16 protein-coding genes are annotated in these 18,402 nt (G+C 68.9%); 7 read left to right on the forward strand and 9 right to left on the reverse strand.

All coding sequences use genetic code 11. The features are described 5' to 3' along the window. Window positions 1-6 precede the first annotated feature (6 nt). Window positions 7-171, reverse strand: a complete 165-nt coding sequence (locus ACIBO2_RS33145; RefSeq protein WP_358543494.1) for a hypothetical protein — start codon at window positions 169-171, stop codon at window positions 7-9. Between ACIBO2_RS33145 and ACIBO2_RS33150 the strand changes: the two genes are divergently transcribed. Continuing rightward, window positions 158-280 carry a hypothetical protein gene (locus ACIBO2_RS33150; RefSeq protein ID WP_358543491.1) on the forward strand — a complete coding sequence of 41 codons (123 nt, stop codon included), beginning with the start codon at window positions 158-160 and terminating at the stop codon, window positions 278-280. The genes ACIBO2_RS33145 and ACIBO2_RS33150 overlap by 14 nt on opposite strands. Continuing rightward, a complete protein-coding gene (locus ACIBO2_RS33155; RefSeq protein ID WP_358543489.1) occupies window positions 274-1,251 on the forward strand; it encodes a hypothetical protein in 978 nt (325 codons plus the stop codon). The genes ACIBO2_RS33150 and ACIBO2_RS33155 overlap by 7 nt, the downstream gene beginning before the upstream one ends. A gap of 154 nt (window positions 1,252-1,405) precedes the next feature. Here the strand turns inward: ACIBO2_RS33155 and ACIBO2_RS33160 are convergent, their stop codons facing one another. The 7 genes from ACIBO2_RS33160 to ACIBO2_RS33190 all read right to left on the reverse strand — a co-directional run bounded on the left by ACIBO2_RS33160 (window position 1,406) and on the right by ACIBO2_RS33190 (window position 9,734). Beyond that, the gene (locus ACIBO2_RS33160) at window positions 1,406-1,816 is read right to left on the reverse strand and encodes a hypothetical protein (protein WP_358543487.1); all 411 of its coding nucleotides are present in this window, start codon (window positions 1,814-1,816) and stop codon (window positions 1,406-1,408) included. A 110-nt stretch (window positions 1,817-1,926) separates the two neighbouring features. Continuing rightward, window positions 1,927-4,224 carry a polysaccharide lyase 8 family protein gene (locus ACIBO2_RS33165; protein ID WP_358543484.1) on the reverse strand — a complete coding sequence of 766 codons (2,298 nt, stop codon included), beginning with the start codon at window positions 4,222-4,224 and terminating at the stop codon, window positions 1,927-1,929. A gap of 77 nt (window positions 4,225-4,301) precedes the next feature. Further along, complete coding sequence (manD, locus tag ACIBO2_RS33170; RefSeq protein WP_358543482.1) at window positions 4,302-5,531, reverse strand: D-mannonate dehydratase ManD; 1,230 nt, start codon at window positions 5,529-5,531, stop codon at window positions 4,302-4,304. 48 nt (window positions 5,532-5,579) lie between these two features. Beyond that, window positions 5,580-6,728 carry a galactonate dehydratase gene (dgoD, locus tag ACIBO2_RS33175; protein WP_397301966.1) on the reverse strand — a complete coding sequence of 383 codons (1,149 nt, stop codon included), beginning with the start codon at window positions 6,726-6,728 and terminating at the stop codon, window positions 5,580-5,582. Window positions 6,729-6,733: 5 nt separating this feature from the next. After that, window positions 6,734-7,549: a carbohydrate ABC transporter permease gene (locus tag ACIBO2_RS33180; RefSeq protein ID WP_358543478.1), complete on the reverse strand. Its 816-nt coding sequence runs from the start codon at window positions 7,547-7,549 to the stop codon at window positions 6,734-6,736. After that, window positions 7,546-8,490, reverse strand: a complete 945-nt coding sequence (locus tag ACIBO2_RS33185) for a carbohydrate ABC transporter permease (protein ID WP_397301970.1) — start codon at window positions 8,488-8,490, stop codon at window positions 7,546-7,548. Before ACIBO2_RS33185 ends, ACIBO2_RS33180 begins: the two co-directional genes overlap by 4 nt. Window positions 8,491-8,492: 2 nt before the next feature. Then, window positions 8,493-9,734: an ABC transporter substrate-binding protein gene (locus ACIBO2_RS33190; RefSeq protein ID WP_397301973.1), complete on the reverse strand. Its 1,242-nt coding sequence runs from the start codon at window positions 9,732-9,734 to the stop codon at window positions 8,493-8,495. Window positions 9,735-9,916: 182 nt separating this feature from the next. On the opposite strand from ACIBO2_RS33190, the gene ACIBO2_RS33195 reads away from it, so the two are divergent. Continuing rightward, window positions 9,917-10,678 (forward strand): FCD domain-containing protein, encoded by a 762-nt coding sequence (locus tag ACIBO2_RS33195; RefSeq protein ID WP_358543471.1) that lies wholly within the window; start codon window positions 9,917-9,919, stop codon window positions 10,676-10,678. Window positions 10,679-10,723: 45 nt separating this feature from the next. Here the strand turns inward: ACIBO2_RS33195 and ACIBO2_RS33200 are convergent, their stop codons facing one another. Next, complete coding sequence (locus ACIBO2_RS33200) at window positions 10,724-11,758, reverse strand: LacI family DNA-binding transcriptional regulator (protein WP_397301976.1); 1,035 nt, start codon at window positions 11,756-11,758, stop codon at window positions 10,724-10,726. Between the two features lie 234 nt (window positions 11,759-11,992). On the opposite strand from ACIBO2_RS33200, the gene ACIBO2_RS33205 reads away from it, so the two are divergent. From ACIBO2_RS33205 to ACIBO2_RS33220, 4 genes are read left to right on the forward strand one after another with little or no spacing between them, the layout of a single operon-like run. Continuing rightward, a complete protein-coding gene (locus tag ACIBO2_RS33205; RefSeq protein WP_397301979.1) occupies window positions 11,993-13,261 on the forward strand; it encodes an ABC transporter substrate-binding protein in 1,269 nt (422 codons plus the stop codon). Beyond that, window positions 13,258-14,193: a carbohydrate ABC transporter permease gene (locus ACIBO2_RS33210; protein ID WP_397301981.1), complete on the forward strand. Its 936-nt coding sequence runs from the start codon at window positions 13,258-13,260 to the stop codon at window positions 14,191-14,193. The genes ACIBO2_RS33205 and ACIBO2_RS33210 overlap by 4 nt, the downstream gene beginning before the upstream one ends. Next, window positions 14,190-15,017 (forward strand): carbohydrate ABC transporter permease, encoded by an 828-nt coding sequence (locus ACIBO2_RS33215; protein ID WP_397301983.1) that lies wholly within the window; start codon window positions 14,190-14,192, stop codon window positions 15,015-15,017. The genes ACIBO2_RS33210 and ACIBO2_RS33215 overlap by 4 nt, the downstream gene beginning before the upstream one ends. Before the next feature lie 21 nt (window positions 15,018-15,038). Continuing rightward, window positions 15,039-18,290 (forward strand): family 78 glycoside hydrolase catalytic domain, encoded by a 3,252-nt coding sequence (locus ACIBO2_RS33220; protein ID WP_397301986.1) that lies wholly within the window; start codon window positions 15,039-15,041, stop codon window positions 18,288-18,290. Window positions 18,291-18,402: the final 112 nt, after the last annotated feature.

An 18,402-nucleotide genomic window follows, 5' to 3' on the forward strand; every position in this document is an offset into this window, starting at 1 on the left:
GGCCCGTCAGCGGGTGGCGTGGGCCCAGTCGGCCAGTTCCAGTTCGACGTCGGCCTGCTGCGCCGCCGTGGCGAGGTGGGATCGCGTACGAGAGCGCTCAAAGCTGACAGCCGCTGTCCACCGGGTCAGGCGAGGATTGTTGGCGACGCTCCATGAGATGATCGAGATCATGATGGGTTTGTCAGGCACGGGCCGTTCAGTCGTTCACCCCTCCGGGCCGGCCGGCGAGGCTGCCGCGATGTTCACCGCCGATCTGGTCACGGCGTCGGCCGCGTGCTGAGCATGGTCGAGGCGGAGACCACCCCGCGAGTCCCGCACACGTTCGGGGACGGCCTCGCGTCTCCCTTCCCCGGCGGCGACCCCATGAGACCCGCGAGCCATCCAGAGCCGGCCGGCGTCGCGCAGATCCCGGGATTACGACCGCGCCTGCGCGCTGGTGATGGGGGCGAGGTCCCTGCGGCCGACGTCGACCTTGTGGACGCACTGGATCCGCGGACCCGGCGAACGGTGACGGCCTGGCTCAGTGAGAAGCCCTCCGCGCCCCTGCGACAGACACGGCTGCGGATCCTGGCCTCGTTCCTGCGCTGGCTGCACACCGCCGAGCCGGCCCTCGACCTGCTCACCGCCACCGAGGCTCAACTGGACGCCTACTGCTACACCGCCCTCACCACCGGCGTACGCGCGTCCGGCAAGCCCTTGACCAGGGCGACGGTGATCCGGAGACGCGCCACGCTGGCCTCCTTCTACGCCTTCGCCCGGCGAACCGGCGCGGATCGGTCTCACCGTGGCGTGACCGGCACGCCTCCCCTCACCCCGGCCGAGCGGCGCCTGCTGCGAACAGGTGCCAGGCGGCTGGCCGACGACGGCCGATGGGCCGAGGCTCTCGCCGTCGCGCTGCTGGAGGCGACAGGCGCCTGCGTGGAGGCGCTGGCCGCTTTGACCGCCCACGATGTCCGCCCTTCCGCCCCCGCCGACCAGCTGACCCTGATCACCTTGCGCGACGGCCGTGATGGCGTCGTCGCGTTCCCGGTGTCGCCGGAGGTCCGCCACCTGTTGCGCGCGCTGTGCGCCAGCCGTCCCCCCGGAGAGCCGCTGATCAGGCGGGACGACGGCCGGAGCGTCGACCTCGAATGGATCGGGGCCGCGCTCACCGACGCCGCGCTCGCCGCCGGCGTACCCAGGCAGCGAGCCGAACTCCTGCACCCGCGCCTGCTGCGCGCCCGCACGGTGACCGAGCTCGCCCGCCCGTAACCGGCGGGCCGGGCAGGCCCGCCCTGCGGTCCGGGCGGGCCTGCCTCGCGGGCCGAGTGCGCGTAACCGCGGACCCTGGTCGCCGTACCAGACCTTCCACACCCGCCCCTGAACAGCCCAGGCTCGGGGGCGCTGAGCGTTCGCCCGGCCGGGGTCACCTGCCGCCGACGAAGGACCTGGCGGGGATGAAGAGCTCGTGCCCGGTGTTGAAAAGCACCCGCACCCCGGCGGTCGTCCACTCGGTCGCCTTGACGGAGTCGGCCGACGTTTCGATGTCCACCCAATGGCCGTAGGAAAGGCTGGGATCCCGGCCGACGAAGATCTGGTGCGACTCCCCGACAAGGGCGCTGCGGTGAATCAAGGCCAGCAGATGCTTCGAACCGTCGTTGTAGGCCACCGTGGCCGGCTGGTCGCTGCGATAGACCACCTCGGACCGCGGCCACCGCACCGCGACGGACAGCGCCACACCCAGCGCGATGCCGAGAACGACCAGCCCGAGTCCCTTCAGCCGCCGGAACCGGTACGGGCGGGTCAACGGCGGTTCCACGGTCAAGGGCGAAGTCATCCAGGACCTCCGTAAAGGGTCGACTTCGTAGTTGGTCGCTCCGGCATGAGGAAAAGTTCGCGAACGCCGACGCTGTTCACCGTTCCTCGGCCCGGACTTGTCGGTGCGCCTCAGACGTGCACCACCGCGGTGTGGGCGTGCCCGCGGCTGCGACCGACCTCCACCTTGACCGAGCGCTTGGCCTTGCGCACGCCGCGGTCGCGCTTCTTGACCGATTTCACCCGCCAGGGCAGCGTGATCTTCACCTCGTCGGCGGTCCTGGACGGGTCGGAGACCGCGAGCCGTACCCGCCCGTGGTCGCGGCGGATCAGCAGCGTGCAGGGGCCGTCGGCGTGGAGCGGTCCGTCCGCGGTCTCGACGGTCCCCGCGCGCCAGAAGACGGCGGCGAGCACGTTGTCGCGGGCGATGGCCTGCACCGTTCGGGAGTTGGCGAGGATCTTGATCCGCTGCCCGTAAGCCGCGGTCTGCGCGATGGAGGCGTCGGGCAGCACGGCATAGGCGTAGCGGGCCTTGCCCGGATCGACGCCATGGTCGAGCAGGATCGTCGTGTAGTGCCTGGTGACGGGGGTGTTGTCGCCGCCGGTGGTGGCGCCCTTGTCGATATCGCGCCAGCGGCCGGTGCGCTGCTCGCGGATCACCTTCGCGTCGGCGCCGTCGAGCAGCGCGTAGCCGGCCACGCCGGTCAGGTGGACCCAGCCGTCGCCCCGGGTCAGCGGCGGATGCCAGTCGTGGGTGTTGCGGTTCTCCACGATGGTCTCGATGCGGCGGCCGTCGGAGGCGGCGATGCCGGTGCCGAGGGCGATCACCGCGTCATCGAGCAGGAACCACGCCTTCTTGGCCCGCAGCGAGGAGCCGTCGGCGATCAGCTTCATGGCCGCCACGCCGTACTCGCCGTCCAGTGCCACGCCGCCCGCCCACGGGGTGGGTGGCAGGCGGCGCTTGCTGTGCGAGAGGTCGGCGCGCCCGCGCGTGTCGACCGTCGTGCCCGGCAGCCGGTGCGGGTCGATCGTCGGCCACAGGTCGTCGTTCCAGTGGGTGAGGTCGGCGGTGTAGAGGTAGGTCATGCCGTCGCCGGTGTACCAGCCGTGCAGGTTCTCCTGGTTCATGGACTCCGCCGCGCCGATGCGCTCCGAGCTCATCGCGATCGCGTAGGCCCAGGTGGGGCGGCGGTGCACGACCCGGTCCATGTCGGCGAAGACGTACGTGCCCGTCATGCGCGGGCCGACCGGCACCGACAGGTCCTCCAGCAGGGCCTTGGCCCCGGCGATGCTCGCCAGCGACGCGAGCGCGGGGGCGGCCTGGTTGCGGGTGATCCAGCCCTTCACCAGCGGTCGCCAGCGCTGGGCGTAGCGCTCGGGCGCCGCCTCCAGCAGGGTGAGGATGGACTCGACCGCCTTCTCCCCGGAGTGGTGGTCGCGGTGGCCCTGCACCGAGATCTGCCGGCCGCGTACGCAGTCCATCATCAGCCCGTCGAAGATGAACGGCGCGAACGAGCGATCCACGAGGTCGTAGACGTGGCCGATTCCGGTGATCTCCCACGGTGACCTCGCGAGCATGGCGATCAGCTTGGCCACGCTCTCCAGATAGTCCACGCCGTAGCTGCCGTTGTAGGGAAACACGTCGTGCTGGATGAACGACCCGTCACGGTAGAAGCCGTCGCCTGGGCCCTTGGTCGGTCGCAGCAGGTCGGAGACCGCGTTCCTGGCCCGCTTGACGAGGCGGGCGTCGTGGGTGAGCAATCCGCGCATCGCCACCGCCGTGGCCTTGCCCGCCCGGTTGGCGCCGGTCTCGACGACGCCGGGGTGGCTGACGCGGCGCTCCGGGTTGGGACACCAGCGGCGCAGGGGGCGCAGCCAGCGCTCGAGGCGGTCCTTGGGCAGGCCGTCGTACAGCAGGGCGCAGGTGTCGGTCAGCGCGCGGGGGACGCCGATCTCCCACCAGTACCAGTTGCTGCCCCGCCGGTCGAGTCCCTCGTGGTAGGCGTGCTTGTACAGGAAGTCCAGCGCCATGATCGCGGTGTCGGCGACGTGCCCGTCGCGGTGCATGGTGGTGCCCGGCGTGGCCCAGCCCAGCGCCAGCGTGCGCATGCGGTTGTAGGCGCGGTTGAAGTTGCCCGTACGGGGGTCGTCGAGCGGCAGGTCGGGCCACAGGCTCGGGCGGCCGGGGTCGGGCTTCAGCTTGCGCAGCACCGCGTTGGCCGAGCCGTCGACCGCCTGCGCCTTGTCGGTGTAGACGGAGTCGTACGACCCGCCGGCCAGCAGGCTCACCCACCGCTCACGCGCGGCGTCGAACATGGCCGTGCTGACCGTCGCGGTGCCGGCCGCTTCGGCTGGTCTGTCCCAAAGAGCGAGGCCGGCCACGGCCGAGGTGCCCAGCAGGGCGGACCGCCGGCTGAGGGGGTGGGTCATGGCGGCCTTCCGACAACGGGCGAACATCAGCTCAAAGGATCATATGTCGACTCGCCCATAGCCCGGATCCGCCGTGCTCACCAGTCATGGACGGTGCCGTCCGTGAGCCGGTTGAACGGCAGGTACGCCGGTTGGTACGGGAATCGCGCCGCGGCCTTCTCATCGAGCTCCACGCCGAGTCCCGGCAGCCCGCCGGGGTGCAGGTAGCCGTCGGTGAAGCTGAACGACTGCTGGAACACCTCGTTGGTCGCCTGGCCGTGCTGCATGTACTCCTGGATGCCGAAGTTGTGGATCGCCAGGTCCAGGTGCAGGGCGGCGGCCATGCCGACCGGCGAGATGTCGGTCGGGCCGTGGATGCCGGACTTGATCTGATACTGGGCGGCGTAGTCGAGCAGCTTCCGCATGGCCGTGATCCCCCCGGTGTGGGTGACGGCGGAGCGGACGTAGTCGATGAGCTGTTCGCGGATCAGGGTCTGGTAGTCCCACACGGTGTTGAAGACCTCGCCGATGGCCAGCGGAGTGGTGGTGTGCCGGCGTACCAGGCGCAGCGCCTCCTGATTCTCGGCCGGCGTGCAGTCCTCCAGCCAGAACAGGTCGTACGGCTCAAGGGCCTTGCCGAGCTTGGCGGCCTGGATCGGGGTCATCCGATGGTGGCCGTCGTGCAGCAGCGGCAGCTCGGGCCCGAACTCGTTGCGCACCGCCTCGAAGACGCCGGGCAGGTGGCGCAGGTAGGCGCGGGTGTCCCAGTCCTCTTCGGCGGGCAGCGCCGTGCGCTGGGCCGGCTCGTAGTCGTACCGCTTGCCGTCGACACTGGGCTGGGCGGCTACTCCGTACACGGCGTTGATGCCAGGTACGGAGGTCTGCACCCGGATCGACCGGTAACCCATCTCCAGGTGCCGGCGGATCGAGTCGAACAACTCTGGCAGGTCCCGGCCCGAGGCGTGCCCGTACGCCATGATCCCGTTCCGGGAGGCTCCGCCGAGTAGCTGGTAGAGCGGCATCCCGGCGGCCTTGGCCTTGATGTCCCACAGCGCCACGTCCACGGCCGCGATGGCGGCCATGGTGACAGGCCCGCGCCGCCAGTACGCCGAGCGGTAGAGGAACTGCCAGGTGTCCTCGATGCGATGCGGGTCTCGCCCGAGCAGGAGGGGGACGACGTGGTCGGCCAGGTACGACGCGACCGCCAGCTCCCGCCCGTTGAGTGTGCCGTCTCCCAGCCCGCTGATCCCCTCATCCGTCGTGATCTTGAGGGTGACGAAGTTGCGGTCGGGACTGGTGACGACGACGTCCGCTGCGATGATCTTCACGCAGATGCCTTTCTCAAAGGTGGTGGCGGCGAAGTCGAGGGATCACGCTCACCATTCCGCGTAGGAACCGTCCCGGTGCCGCCAGATGGGGCCGCGCCAGGAGTGTCCTGTTTTGCCGGCGGAGCGGACCGCCTGATCGTCGACCTCGATCCCCAGGCCGGGCGCGGTGAGCCGCTCGACGTACCCGTCCACGAAAGCCAACGGGGTCTTGTCGAGGCAGTAGTCGAGCACCTCGGCGCCGCGGTTGTAGTGGATGCCGATGCTTTGTTCTTGGATGAGGTAATTCGGGGTGGCGAAGCCGATCTGCAGGCAGGCCGCGAGGGCGATCGGGCCGAGCGGGCAGTGCGGGGCGAGCTGCACGTCGTACACCTCGGCGAGGGTGGCGATCTTGCGTACCTCGGTGATACCGCCGGCGTGCGAGAGGTCCGGCTGGGCGACCGCGATGCCGGCCTGGAGGACGGGCAGGAACTCCTGCCGGCTGTAGAGCCGTTCCCCCGTCGACACCGGGATGGTGGTCGAGCGGACGAACTCGCCGATGAGGTGCGAGTTCTCCGGGACGACCGGCTCCTCCAGGAACAGCGGCCGATACGGCTCCAGCAGCGGCGCCAGGCGGCGGGCGTTGGCCAGGGTGAACCGGCCGTGGAAGTCGACGGCGACGTCGCGGTCCTCGCCGAGCACCTCGCGGGCGGCGGCCACCCGGGCGACCACGCCGTTCAGCTCGGCGACCGAGGCGAGCGGGCTCATCTTGCCGGAGGCGTTCATCTTCACCGCGGTGAGCCCGGCCTCGACCTGGGCGGCGATGTGGTCGCGGACCTCGCTGGGCTCGTCGCCGCCGACCCAGCCGTACATCCGGATCCGGTCTCGTACCGGACCGCCGAGCAGCTGGTGCACCGGGGCGCCGAAGTGCTTGCCGGCGATGTCCCAGAGGGCCTGGTCGAGGCCCGCCACGGCGCTCGCCAGGATCGGACCGCCCCGGTAGAACGAGCCCTTGGTCAGCACCTGCCAGTGGTCCTCGATGCGCAGCGCGTCCCGGCCGATCAGCAGCTCCGCGAGCTGGTCGATGGCGGCGCGGACGGTCTCGGAACGCCCTTCGCAGGTGGCCTCACCCCAGCCGACGATCCCGGAGGCGGTCTCCACCCGGACGAAGAGCCAGCGGGGGGCGACGAGAAAGGTCTCTATGCGGGCGATGGTCGTCATGCCGGTCAGCCCTTTGTCGCGCCGGCGGTGAGGCCGGAGACCACGTACTTCTGCACGAACAAGGCGATCAGCATGATCGGTACGGTGACCACGGTGGCCGCGGCCATCAGACCGCCCCAGTCGATGCTGGCGTAGCCGACGAAGTCGAAGATCGCCACGGGCAGGGTCTTGGTGTCCGCGTCGGAGAGCACGAGCGCGAACATGAAGTTGTTCCAGGAGAAAATGAAGGACAAGATCCCAGCGGTGGCGATACCCGGTACGGACAGCGGCAGCAGGATGCGGCGGAACGCGCCGATGTGGGTCAGCCCGTCGACCAGCCCCGCCTCCTCCAGCTCCTCGGGCAGGCTGTCGAAGTAGCCCATCATGATGTAGACCACCAGCGGTAGCGCGACGAACATGTGGCTGAGGATCAGCACCCCGAAGCCGCCGACCATCTTCAGGTTGGAGAAGACGTAGTACCAGGGCACCAGCAGCGAGACACCGGGGATGACCCGGGCCATCAGCACCACCAGCGCGGACTTCCGCATGTTGAACCGGCTCATCGAGTACGCGGCCGGCAGGCCGAGGATCAGCGACGCCACGGTGGCGGCGAACGCCACCCAGAGGCTGTTGACGATGAACTCGACGTAGTTGGCCTGCTTGAGCACCTTGGCGTAGTTGTCCATGGTGGGCGAGAAGGCCAGCGCCTTGCCCGGGTCGTAGATGTCGACGTTGGTCTTGAACGACGCGGCGATCATCCAGAGCAGCGGTGCGAGCAGCGAGAGCACCACGAAGGTGAGTGCCACCACCCGGAACACCCGGTACGCGGGACGGGGCTTCATCGCTTGGCCTCCTTGCGCCGGGCGGTCAGGGCCCACATCGCCCCGATGATGATCAGGAAGAAGAGGATGAGGACGGTGGAGGAGACGCCGTACTCGTTGTAGTCGAAGCTGAGGCCGTAGGCGTACACGTTCAGCGTCTCTACCTCGTGGAACGAACCGCCGCCGCGGCCCTTCGTGGCGTAGAGGATGTCGAAGGTCTTCAGCGCGTCGATGCCGCGCAGCAGGATCGCCACGGTCAGCGTGGGCCCCAGCAGCGGCAGGGTCACGTGCCGGAAACGCTGCCAGGTGCTGGCGCCGTCGATGCGTGCCGCCTCCTGCGGCTCGTCCGACAGCGAGGTGAGCCCGGCGAGCAGGATCAGCGTCACCATCGGTGTCCACTGCCACACGTCGATGAAGATCGTGGTGGGCAGGGCCGTGTGCTGGCCGGCGAGCCACGGCTGCGGCCCGATGCCGACCCAGCCGAGGATCTGGTTGGCCATGCCGATGTTCGGGTCGAAGATGAGCCGCCACATCATGCCGACCGCGACCGGGGTGGCGACGAGCGGCATCAGGATGGCGACCCGGACCCATCTCTGCCCTTTGAACGGCCGCCAGAGCAGCAGGGCGATCGCCATCCCGAGGACCACCTCGAACAGCAGCGCGACCACCGTGAACGTGGCGGTCCGTCCTACGGCGGGCCAGAATCGGGCGGTGTCCGTGAAGACGTCGAGGTAGTTCCGGAAGCCCACGAACTCGCTCTCCGCCCGGACGGATCCCTCGGCGTCGGTCAGGCTGAGATAGCCGGTCCAGGCCAGGGGGAACACGATCAGCGCGGTGACGAAGGTCATCGCGGGCGCGGCGAAGAGCCACTTGCGGTGGTCATTGACCCAGCGCACCCAGCCGGGCGTATGGGAGGCGGTCGGGGCGCCGCGCGGCGCCTTGGTGGTGGTGATCGTTGCCATGCTTACTTGGCCTCGTCGTCCAGGAACTTCTGGAACGCGGCGTTGGCCGTGTCGGCGGCCGCCGCGGCGTCCTTGCCGGTGATCGCGTCGACGATCGGCTGGCCGACGATCTCGCGGGCCTCGGCAACCTTCACGACCAGCGGCCGGTCATGGCCCACCCCGGCCTTGGTGCTGGCCTTGATGGCCTCCACCAGGTCCTTCGGGAAGGTCGAGGTGCCCTGCGGGTTGGCCCAGACGGAGCTACGGGCGCCCGGCACGCCGGAGGTCTGCTGGCTGAGCGTCTGGGCCTTGCCGGTGGCCCACTCGATGAACTTCCAGGCGTTGCCCTGGTTCTCCGAGCTGGAGTTGACGCCCAGTGCCCACGACGGGATGTTGTACGGCTTCGAACCGGCCGGGCCGGCCGGGAACGGCGCGAAGCCGACCTTGTCCGAGACCTTGGACTTGGCCGGGTCGGTGGCGTTCTTGTAGAGCGAGTTGGCCTCGGTGTAGAAGGCGGCCTTGCCCTGGGTGAAGATGGCCATCGCCTCGGGCCAGCCCATGTCGGTGCTGACGTTCGCCGGGCCGGAGTCTTTGATCAGCCCGCCGTAGAAGGCGTACGCCTGCTTGGCCGCGTCGCTGTTGACCGCGGCCTTGCCGCTGCCGTCCACGAAGTCGCCGCCGAAGCTGTAGAGGAAACTGGAGAACTGGGTGACCGCCGGCGACTTGCCGGTACGCGCGACGAAGCCGGCGACGTCCGGCTGGGCCGCCTTGACCTTGGCGGCGGCGGCCTTCAGCTCGTCGAGGGTCTTCGGCGGGGCGCTCAGGCCGGCCTTGGCGAGCAGGTCCTTACGGTAGTAGAGGACCTCCTGCTCGGTGATGATCGGGACACCGACCGGCTTGCCCTCGTAGGTGGTGGCCTCCACCGGGCCGGCCTGGAAGTCGCTGAAGTCCCAGTCCTTGTTGGCCTTCACCTGCTCCGACAGGTCGGTCAGGTACTTGTTCTTGGCGAAGAGCTTCCCCTCCTGCAGGGGGCGGTACATCATCACGTCGATGTCGGACGAGCCGGCGTTCAGCTTGACGTTGTACTGATCGGAGAGCTGGTCCTCGCCGAGTTGAGTGACCTCGACCTTGAGCCCGGTCTGCTTCTCGAACTCGGGCAGGCTCTTCTTGATGTTCTCCGTCCACACGTGGTTGGCCAGGGTGACCCGGACCGTCTTGGACGCACCGCTGTCGTCACCGCCGCCGCCACAGGCGGACAGGCTCATGGCGACAACCACGGCCAGAGAAGTACTGAATATCGATCGACGTTGCACGTCATCTCGCCTTTCTGTCATGGCCGCCGCCCGGAAGAGCGCCACACTCTCGTAACATCGGCTTAATTCCGGGATGCTAGGACAAAAAAGCGGATTTATTCAAGAGCTGGCCGTCAACTGATATGCTTTATGCCGTGAATCAGTCCTCCCCAGAGGGTGCCCCACCCCAGCCCTCCCCTCCCGAGACTGGGCTACACGCACGCGTTCTCGACCACCTCGGCACCGCCATCTGCAGCGGCGATGTGGCCGCCGGTTCCGTCCTGAACATCGACGACCTGGTCGACCGCTACCAGGTCTCCCGCTCGGTGATCCGCGAGGTGCTGCGGGTGCTCGCATCCATGGGGCTCATCGAGACCCGGCGCCGGGTCGGGATCATGATCCAGCCCGCCGTGGGGTGGAGCGTCTTCGATCCGCAGGTGATCCGCTGGCGGCTGGCCTCGGCCGGGCGGATGGCGCAGATGCGCTCGATCACCGAGCTACGGACCGCGATCGAGCCGCACGCCGCCTGGTTGGCCGCCGAGCGGATCGACGACGACGAGGCGAGCGAGCTGGTCGGCCTCGCGGGCAAGATGTGGGCCGCGGGGAAAGCCGGCGATGAGCCGCGCTTCCTCAACCTGGACATCGAATTCCACCGGCGGGTGCTGGCCGGCTCCGGCAACGAGATGTTCGCGAAACTGCAGCTGATCGTCGCCGAGGTGCTGGCCGGCCGGCATCACTACCACCTGATGCCGCACAACCCGGACGAGAAGGCGTTGCAGCTGCACACTGACGTGGCCCAGGCGATCCAGCGGCGCGACGGAGAGCGGGCCCGGGAGGCCATGGTGGGGATCATGGAGCAAGGGTTCGCTGAGATGAAGTCCATGTGGGAGCAGGCCGTCGAACCAGGCGGCGCCTGACGGCGCCCGGAGGACCATCCCCTCGCACAGGCGACACGGAACGTCTCAGCCACCAGGTGCGGCGGTCGAGCCGCGGATGACCAGGCTGGGGGTGACGGAGAAGCGGACCGCCGAGGTGCGGCCCTGGATGCGTTCGAGCAGGAGCCGGCCGGCGGTGCTACCCATGACGGCTCCGTCCTGATTGACGCTGGTCAGCGCGATGTTGGGCAGCGCGGCCGGCTGGGTGTTGTCGTAGCCGGCGACCGAGAGGTCCCGCGGGACGGACAGTCCGGCCTCGTGGACCGCGGCGAGCGCGCCGAACGCCGCCTGGTCGGCGCCCGCGAAGATCGCCGTCGGGCGCGGGGAGCGGCTCAGCAGCTGGCGGGCGCCGTCGTAGCCGCCCTGCTCGTGGTAGTAGGTCTTCGCTATGGCGATCTCGTCGTCGAGCCCGTGCTCGCGCATGACGCGTTCGTAGGCTTCGGCCCGGATGACGTGCAGCAGGTCAGAGGGCCGCGCGTTGCTGTTGTCCTGGTGGGTGATGTGCGCGATGCGGCGGTGCCCGAGTTCGATCAGGTGGCGTACGACGAGCTCCGCGCCGACGTCGTCCTCGTCGAACACCGAGTCGTAGAGCGCCGACCGCTCGTGGCGGGCCAGCACCACGGTGGGCACCTCCTGCGCCACCTCCTCCAGCCGGGCCCGGCCGGCGAGCGGGGCGACCATGATGATGCCGTCCACCTGCCGGTCCACCAGGGCGTCGACCGCGTGCTTCTCGACCTTACGGGTGACGCCGCCCTGGATCATGATCGCCTGGTAACCGGTGCCGGCGAGCTGCTCCATGAGGCCGTCGAGGATGTCGGCGAAGAACGGGTTCCTGATGTGCGGCAGCATCAGGCCGACGGTGAAGGTGCGCCCGCGCATCCCCCGGGCGGCCGCCTGCGGCCGGTAGCCCAGTTCCTCGATGGACGCCTTGACCCGGTCCTTCATGGCCGGGCTGACGCCATAGGCGTTGCGGATCACCTTGGACACCGCTGTGACGGAGACCTGGGCGTGGCCGGCCACATCGGCGATCGTCACCCGTCGCCGTCGATTGTGCGCGGCCAATGGGACTCCCTTCACGAGCGAGATCCCATTCTACGAGCTCGATCCGCACGGGTAACGTTACCCATTTGATCAAGCGAAACACAGCAAGTCAGGTGGTAACAAGTGGGAAGCGTTACTCAAATACGCTCTTGACGCTGTCTCAGGCAACGCCTACGTTAACTCGCATCGGGGGCTGTTAAAACGTTTCAACCAACCCGGAGGGGCGTTGTGAAGACCTCTCACCTGGGAGCGGCGATGGCCGTTCTCGCGATGGCGGCCCTGACCTCATGCGGGTCGGGCTCCGAGCAGGCCGCCGACGGCACGGTCACGCTGTCGTTCATGACGGGTAGCGACCAGTCGACCGTGGACACGACCAAGGCACTCGCCAACGCCTTCATGCAGGCCAACCCCAAGATCAAAATCGAGATCGAGACGCAGCCCGGAGGCAGCGAGGGCGACAACATCGTCAAGACCCGGCTCTCGACCGGCGAGATGACGGACGTGTTCTGGTACAACTCCGGGTCGCTGCTCCAGGCGCTCAACCCGGCCCAGACGCTGGTCGACCTCACCGGCGACCCGGTGCTGGCCAACGTCCAGCCCGACTACCTGCCGGTGGTGACCCAGGGCGGCCACGCGTACGGCGTGCCGGCCAGCGCGGCCTCCGGCGGCGGCATCCTGTACAACCGCAAGGTCTACGAAAAGCTCGGCCTCCAGGTGCCGAAGACCTGGGCCGAGTTCATGGCCAACAACGACAAGATCCAGGCGGCCGGGATCACGCCGGTGATCTCCACCTTCAAGGACTCGTGGACCTCGCAGTTGTTCGTGCTGGGCGACTTCTACAACGTCCAGGCCTCGATGCCGAGCTTCGCCCCCGACTACACCGCGGGCAAGGCCAAGTTCGCGACCACCCCGGCGGCGCTCGCGAGCTTCCAGCACCTGACCGACGTGCACGCCAAGGGCTACCAGAACAAGGGCTTCGGCTCGGCCACCTTGGACCAGGGGCTGAAGCTGCTGGCCGACGGCAAGGGCGCGCACTATCCGATGCTCACCGCGATCCTGCCTCCGGTGCTGAAGACCAGCCCGCAGGCCGCCACCGACGTCGGCTTCTTCGGCATTCCGGGCACGGACGCGGCCAAGAACGGCGCCACCGTCTGGGAGCCGCCCGCCCTCTACATCCCCAAGACCACCAAGAAGCTGGAGGCGGCCAAGAAGTTCCTCGCCTTCGTCGCCTCGCCCGCCGGCGCGGACGCGGTCACCCAGGCCGTGCAACCGACGGGGCCGTACCGGGTGAAGGGCGCCAAGCTGCCCGACAACGCCATCCAGGCGGCCAAGGACGTGCAGGCCTACATCGACAAGGGCGCCACCTCGACCGCGCTGGAGTTCGTCTCGCCGATCAAGGGCCCGTCCCTGGAGCAGATCACCGTCGCGGTCGGTTCCGGTCTGACGGCTCCGGCCGAGGGCGCCGCCCAGTACGACAAGGACGTGGAGAAGCAGGCCAAACAGTTGGGCCTCCAAGGGTGGTGACCAAGCAGCAGGCCGGGCCCCGCTCGGGGCCCGGCCCGGCCCTCGAGGGCCGGCCCGCCCGGGCCGACCGCCGCAGGCGGCACGCGGCCTACCCGTACGCGCTGTACCTGCCGGCCACCGTCGTCTACCTGGTGATCTTCGCTGTGCCGACGGGGATGGCCTTCTACTTCGCGCTGACCCGCTGGACGCTGTTCGACAGCACCTTCGTCGGCCTGCAGAACTTCCGCGACTTCCTGGCCGAGCAGAACCTGCGCATCGGCTTCCAGAACACGATCTTCTACGCCGTCGTGACCAGCGGCCTGAAGGTCGTGCTCGGGCTGCTGCTGAGCGTGCTGCTGACCTCGAAGCTGCGGCTGCGCGGCTTCCTGCGCTCGGTGGTGTTCTTCCCCGTCCTGGTCTCCACGGTCGCGGTCGGCATCACCTTCAGCGTCCTGCTCAAGCCCGACACCGGCCTGGTCAACCGGGTCCTGGCCCTGGCCGGGATCGACGGCGGCGACTGGCTCGGCGACGCCACCACCGCGCTGCTGTCGGTGGCCCTGGTCGACGTGTGGAAGGGCGTGGGCCTGGCCACCGTGATCTACATCGCCGGCATCCTGTCCATTCCGCGCGACTACTACCAGGCAGTGGCCGTGGACGGCGGCAACGCCTGGCACCGCTTCCGCCACGTCACCCTGCCGCTGAGCTGGCCCGCCACCTACTCCGTGATCATCCTGTCGTTCATCGGCGGCCTGCGCTCGTTCGACCTGATCTGGACGATGACCCGCGGCGGCCCCGGCTTCACCAGCGACACCATCGCCTCGATCATCTACAAGCAGTATCAGGCCGGCTTCTTCGGCCTGTCCACGGCCGGCAACGTGCTGCTGTTCCTGGTCGTCTCCGCCATCATCGTCCCGCTCACCTGGTTCCTGGGCAAAAGGCAGGTCGCCGTATGAGGGCGCTGAGAAGGTTCGGCGCCGAGGCTATCGCGCTGGTCCTGGCGACCGTGTTCTTCCTCGTCCCGTTCGCCCTCATGCTGCTGACCGCGGTCAAAGACCCCACGCAGGCGCTCGACCTGGACTTCGCCTGGCCGGCCAACTGGCGGCTGGTGGAGAACTTCACCGAAGTGATCGAAGCCCGCGACTACGTGCTGCTGCGCGCCTACGTCAACAGCACGGTCCTGACCGTGGTGTCGGTCGCGCTGATCGTGGTCTTCGCCGCCATGGCCGCCTTCGTGCTGCAACGGCGGCCCGGGAAGGTCGGCTCGCTGGCCAACTTCCTGGTGCTGTCCGGGCTGATCATCCCGCCCGCGATCGTGCCGACGATCTGGCTGCTGCAGGCGTTCGGCCTGTTCAAGACCATGCCGGGGCTGATCCTCGTCGAGGTGGCGTTCGGGCTGTCGTACGCGGTGCTGCTGTTTCGCGCGTTCATCGCGGCCATCCCGCGCGAGCTGGACGAGGCCGCCATGATCGACGGCTGCACCGGGCCCGCGCTGTTCTTCCGCGTGATCTTCCCGCTGCTGCGGCCGGTCACCATCACCGTGATCCTCACCAGCTCGGTGGCCATCTTCAACGACTTCGTCAACCCGCTGTACTTCCTGCCCGGCGACGACAACGCCACCGTGCAGGTCACCCTCTACAACTTCCAGAGCCAGTACAACACCCAGTGGAACCTGCTGTTCATGGACATCGTCCTGATCACGATCCCGCCGCTGCTGCTGTTCGTCTTCTTCAACCGCAAGATCGTCGCTGGGATGACCGCCGGCGCCATCAAGGGATGACCAAGATGAAGGGAGTGACCTGTGTCCCGATTACGTCGCCGGATACGTACGCTCGCGAGCCTGGGATTCGCCCTCGCGCTCTCGCCGCCTCTAGGAACTCCGGCGAGCGCAGCACCTCTGGTCCAGGTGGTCGACCTGAATGTGGACGGCAGATACGACCAGCCTCTCGGCCTCGACGACCCCACCCCTTCGGTGGGGTGGCGGATGAAGGAGACTCGGCAAGCCACCACGCACCCCTGCTATCGGCCGCCCGCACGAGCCGCGTGTCCGGGTGACGCGCAGACCGCCTATCAGGTCCAGGCCGCGACCAGCGACGCGAACCTCCAGCAGGGCGGGCTGATCTGGGACTCCGGCAAGGTGAACTCCGCGGTCCAGACCGGCGTCCGCTACGCCGGTCGGCCGCTGGGTTCGCGGCAGCGGGTGGTCTGGCGCGTCCGCGTGTGGGACGCCGACAAGAAGCCGTCGGACTGGAGCAAGCCCGCCTCCTGGGAGATGGGCCTGCTGCGGCAGAGCGACTGGGGGGCGGCGCGCTGGATCGAGTACCCAGGCCGGACGGAAACCCAGCCCATGCCGATCTTCGCCCGCCAGTTCGGCGTCGACCGCGGGAAGCAGGTGGCCGGTGCCCGTCTTTACCTGTCCGGCGTGGGCCTGCAGCTGCCGACCCTGAACGGTCACCGGCTCAGCGACGAGGTGCTCGCCCCTGGATACGCGAACTACCAGCTCTCCAGTGAGTACCGCGCCTATGACATCACCGATCACCTGCGCGCCGGAGCCAACACCCTCGGCGTCCGGCTCGGCAACGGCCCCGCCTATGTGCGGCGCGGCGTCACCAACGCGGCCGTCGGCCGCACGGCCCCGTACTCGTGGTGGCAGAGCCAGCTGAAAGGCGCCGGCGCTCTGGCCGCCGACGCCGGGGCCGGTGCCACGACGGTGAAACTGACCGACGTCGCCAACTACCACGTCGGCGCCACCATCAACATCGACACCGGCGACGGCGGCGACGACCTCGAATCCCGTACGATCACCGCGATCGGTTCCGCCGGCGCCGACGGGACGGGAATCACCTTCACGCCAGGGCTGGCCAAGGCGCACGCCTCCGGTGCGACGGTGACCGGCTCGGGCAACAACATCGCCGCCAGCGACGCGAGCGCCGGCGCCGCCGTCACCCCGCGCATGATCGCGCGGCTGGACATCGTCTACCGCGACGGGTCCACGGACGTCATCGTCTCCGACCGCGGCTGGCGCACCGCGCTCGGCGCCCTCGTCACCGACGCCTGGTACTCCGGTTCGGACTATGACGCACGGCGCGAGCAGGTCGGCTGGGACCTGCCGGGCTCGGACCTGTCGGCCACCGCCAAGCGCCGCGACGGCTCGGCCACCTCGTGGGTGAACGCGGGGATCGCGCCGCCCCCGAACCTCGCCACCCGGCTCGTCGCCCGCGCGGCGGAGCCGGTCAAGGCGGTCGAGACGTTCACGCCGGTCTCGATGACGAACCCGGTCCCAGGCACCTGGGTGTTCGACCTCGGCCAGAACATCACCGGCTGGCCGCAGCTGAACCTCAAGAGCACGGGGCCCGGCGGAGTCACCATCCGGATGTCCCCCGCCGAGTCGCTCGCCCCCGACGGAACCGTCGACCAGGCCTCGATCATGGGCGGAGGCGGCTCGCGGGGCCGCGACCTGTTCAACACCTACACCACGGCCGGACTTCGTGGCGGGGAGACCTGGCACCCCGACTTCAACTACTTCGGCATGCAATGGATCCAGGTCACCGGCCTGCCGGAGGGCTACACCCCGGCCAAGGACCTGGTCAAGGGCATCCGTTTGCAGGCCGCCACCCCGGTGGCGGGTGAGGTCACCACCTCCAGCGCGCGCGTCAACCGCGTTCACCGGATGGCCCGATACTCCTTCGCGTCCAACATGATGTCGGTGTTCACCGACTGTCCCGGACGGGAGAAGCTGTCCTACCCGGCCGACTACACGATGCCGATGGGCGCCATCCATCGCGATTACCAGCTCGCCGCCTACCTGCGGACCACGATCCGGCACCTCGTCGAGGGACAGTCGATCGCCGACACCCCGATGCGCGGCAACGTGGCGTTGAAGACCCCGGTCTACGACTGGGGCTACAGCGGACGTTTCGGCGACGAGATCAACTGGGGCGACGCCATCATCCTGGTCCCGGCGCTGCTGTACGAGCTGTACGGCGACACCTCGACGATGGCCCGCTACTACGACCAGATGGTGGCCTTCGCCGACTACGTCCAGCGTGAGAAGGCGGGAACGGGCGAGGACGCGCACATCGTCGACGCCGCCCTCGCCGACTGGGTCGCGGCCGACCAGACCTCGGGCCGGATCACCGGCACCTGGGGCTACTACGTCATGATCACGAAACTGGCCACGATGGCCGGGCTGACGGGTCACACCGACGACGCCGCCCGCTACCAGACGCTCGCCGGTGACATCAAGAACGCCTTCAACGCCCACTTCTACAACCAGCAGCTACGCCGCTACACCAGCGCGGGCGACGCCGGGGCCACCGGCGCCACCCAGACGGCGCAGGCGCTCGCCCTCGACGCCGCGCTCGTCCCCGAGGGTGAACGCCCGGCGGTCCTCGACGCGCTGGTCGAGCTCGTACGCGCTTTCCACCCCAACGGCGACGGCCCGCACTTCAGCGGCGGCACCATCGGCATGGCCCCTACTGTCCGCGCGCTGGCCGCCGGCGGCCGCGACGACGTCCTGTGGGAGCTGTTGCAGGGCGACGACCAGCCCAGCTACGGCTTCTTCATGCAGCCCACCAGCGCCAACCCGGGCGGCATGACGACGATCGGCGAGAACTGGAATCGCGGGGCCTCGAAGAATCACATGATCCTCGCGCAGATCGAGGAGTGGTTCCACACCGGCCTGGCGGGCATCCGCGAGGCCGGCGGCTCCACCGCCTACCGGCGCCTGGTCATCCAGCCCAAGCCGGTCGGCGACCTCACCTCGGTCAAGGGCAGCTACGAAACGCCGCAGGGCGTCGCCCGTTCCGCGTGGACCCGGGGCGAGCGATGGTTCAAGCTGACGGCCGACGTCCCGGCGAACACCACCGCCGAGGTCTGGGTGCCGGCCAAGAACGCGCGTTCCGTCGTCAGCCCACCTCGGGCCACGTTCCTGCGGTTGGAGCGTCAAGCAATGGAGGGTCAAGCGATGGAGGATCAAGCGATGGAGGGTCAATACGCGCTGTATGACGTCCCGTCTGGGTCCTTCACCTTCGTAGCGGCAACGGCTGGCTAATCCGTCTTCACGGCGGCGCTGGGATGGCGCGGGTGGCGAGCCGGGCGGGTCACCGTAGCTGGTCGGCCCAGCCGAGCGTGTCGACGGTGGGTCCGCCCGGCACGTACTCGCA

The organism is Nonomuraea sp. NPDC050022, assembly GCF_044460705.1.
GTDB lineage: Bacteria > Actinomycetota > Actinomycetes > Streptosporangiales > Streptosporangiaceae > Nonomuraea.

What these genes read in the sequence shown, in the direction of transcription:
- ACIBO2_RS33150 (WP_358543491.1), top strand. Translation starts at nt 158, where the DNA reads ATGATCGAGATCATGATGGGTTTGTCAGGCACGGGCCGTTCAGTCGTT.
- ACIBO2_RS33145 (WP_358543494.1), bottom strand. Translation starts at nt 171, where the DNA reads ATGATCTCGATCATCTCATGGAGCGTCGCCAACAATCCTCGCCTGACC.
- ACIBO2_RS33160 (WP_358543487.1), bottom strand. Translation starts at nt 1,816, where the DNA reads ATGACTTCGCCCTTGACCGTGGAACCGCCGTTGACCCGCCCGTACCGG.
- ACIBO2_RS33165 (WP_358543484.1), bottom strand. Translation starts at nt 4,224, where the DNA reads ATGACCCACCCCCTCAGCCGGCGGTCCGCCCTGCTGGGCACCTCGGCC.
- dgoD (WP_397301966.1), bottom strand. Translation starts at nt 6,728, where the DNA reads ATGACGACCATCGCCCGCATAGAGACCTTTCTCGTCGCCCCCCGCTGG.
- ACIBO2_RS33180 (WP_358543478.1), bottom strand. Translation starts at nt 7,549, where the DNA reads ATGAAGCCCCGTCCCGCGTACCGGGTGTTCCGGGTGGTGGCACTCACC.
- ACIBO2_RS33185 (WP_397301970.1), bottom strand. Translation starts at nt 8,490, where the DNA reads ATGGCAACGATCACCACCACCAAGGCGCCGCGCGGCGCCCCGACCGCC.
- ACIBO2_RS33190 (WP_397301973.1), bottom strand. Translation starts at nt 9,734, where the DNA reads ATGAGCCTGTCCGCCTGTGGCGGCGGCGGTGACGACAGCGGTGCGTCC.
- ACIBO2_RS33205 (WP_397301979.1), top strand. Translation starts at nt 11,993, where the DNA reads ATGGCCGTTCTCGCGATGGCGGCCCTGACCTCATGCGGGTCGGGCTCC.
- ACIBO2_RS33215 (WP_397301983.1), top strand. Translation starts at nt 14,190, where the DNA reads ATGAGGGCGCTGAGAAGGTTCGGCGCCGAGGCTATCGCGCTGGTCCTG.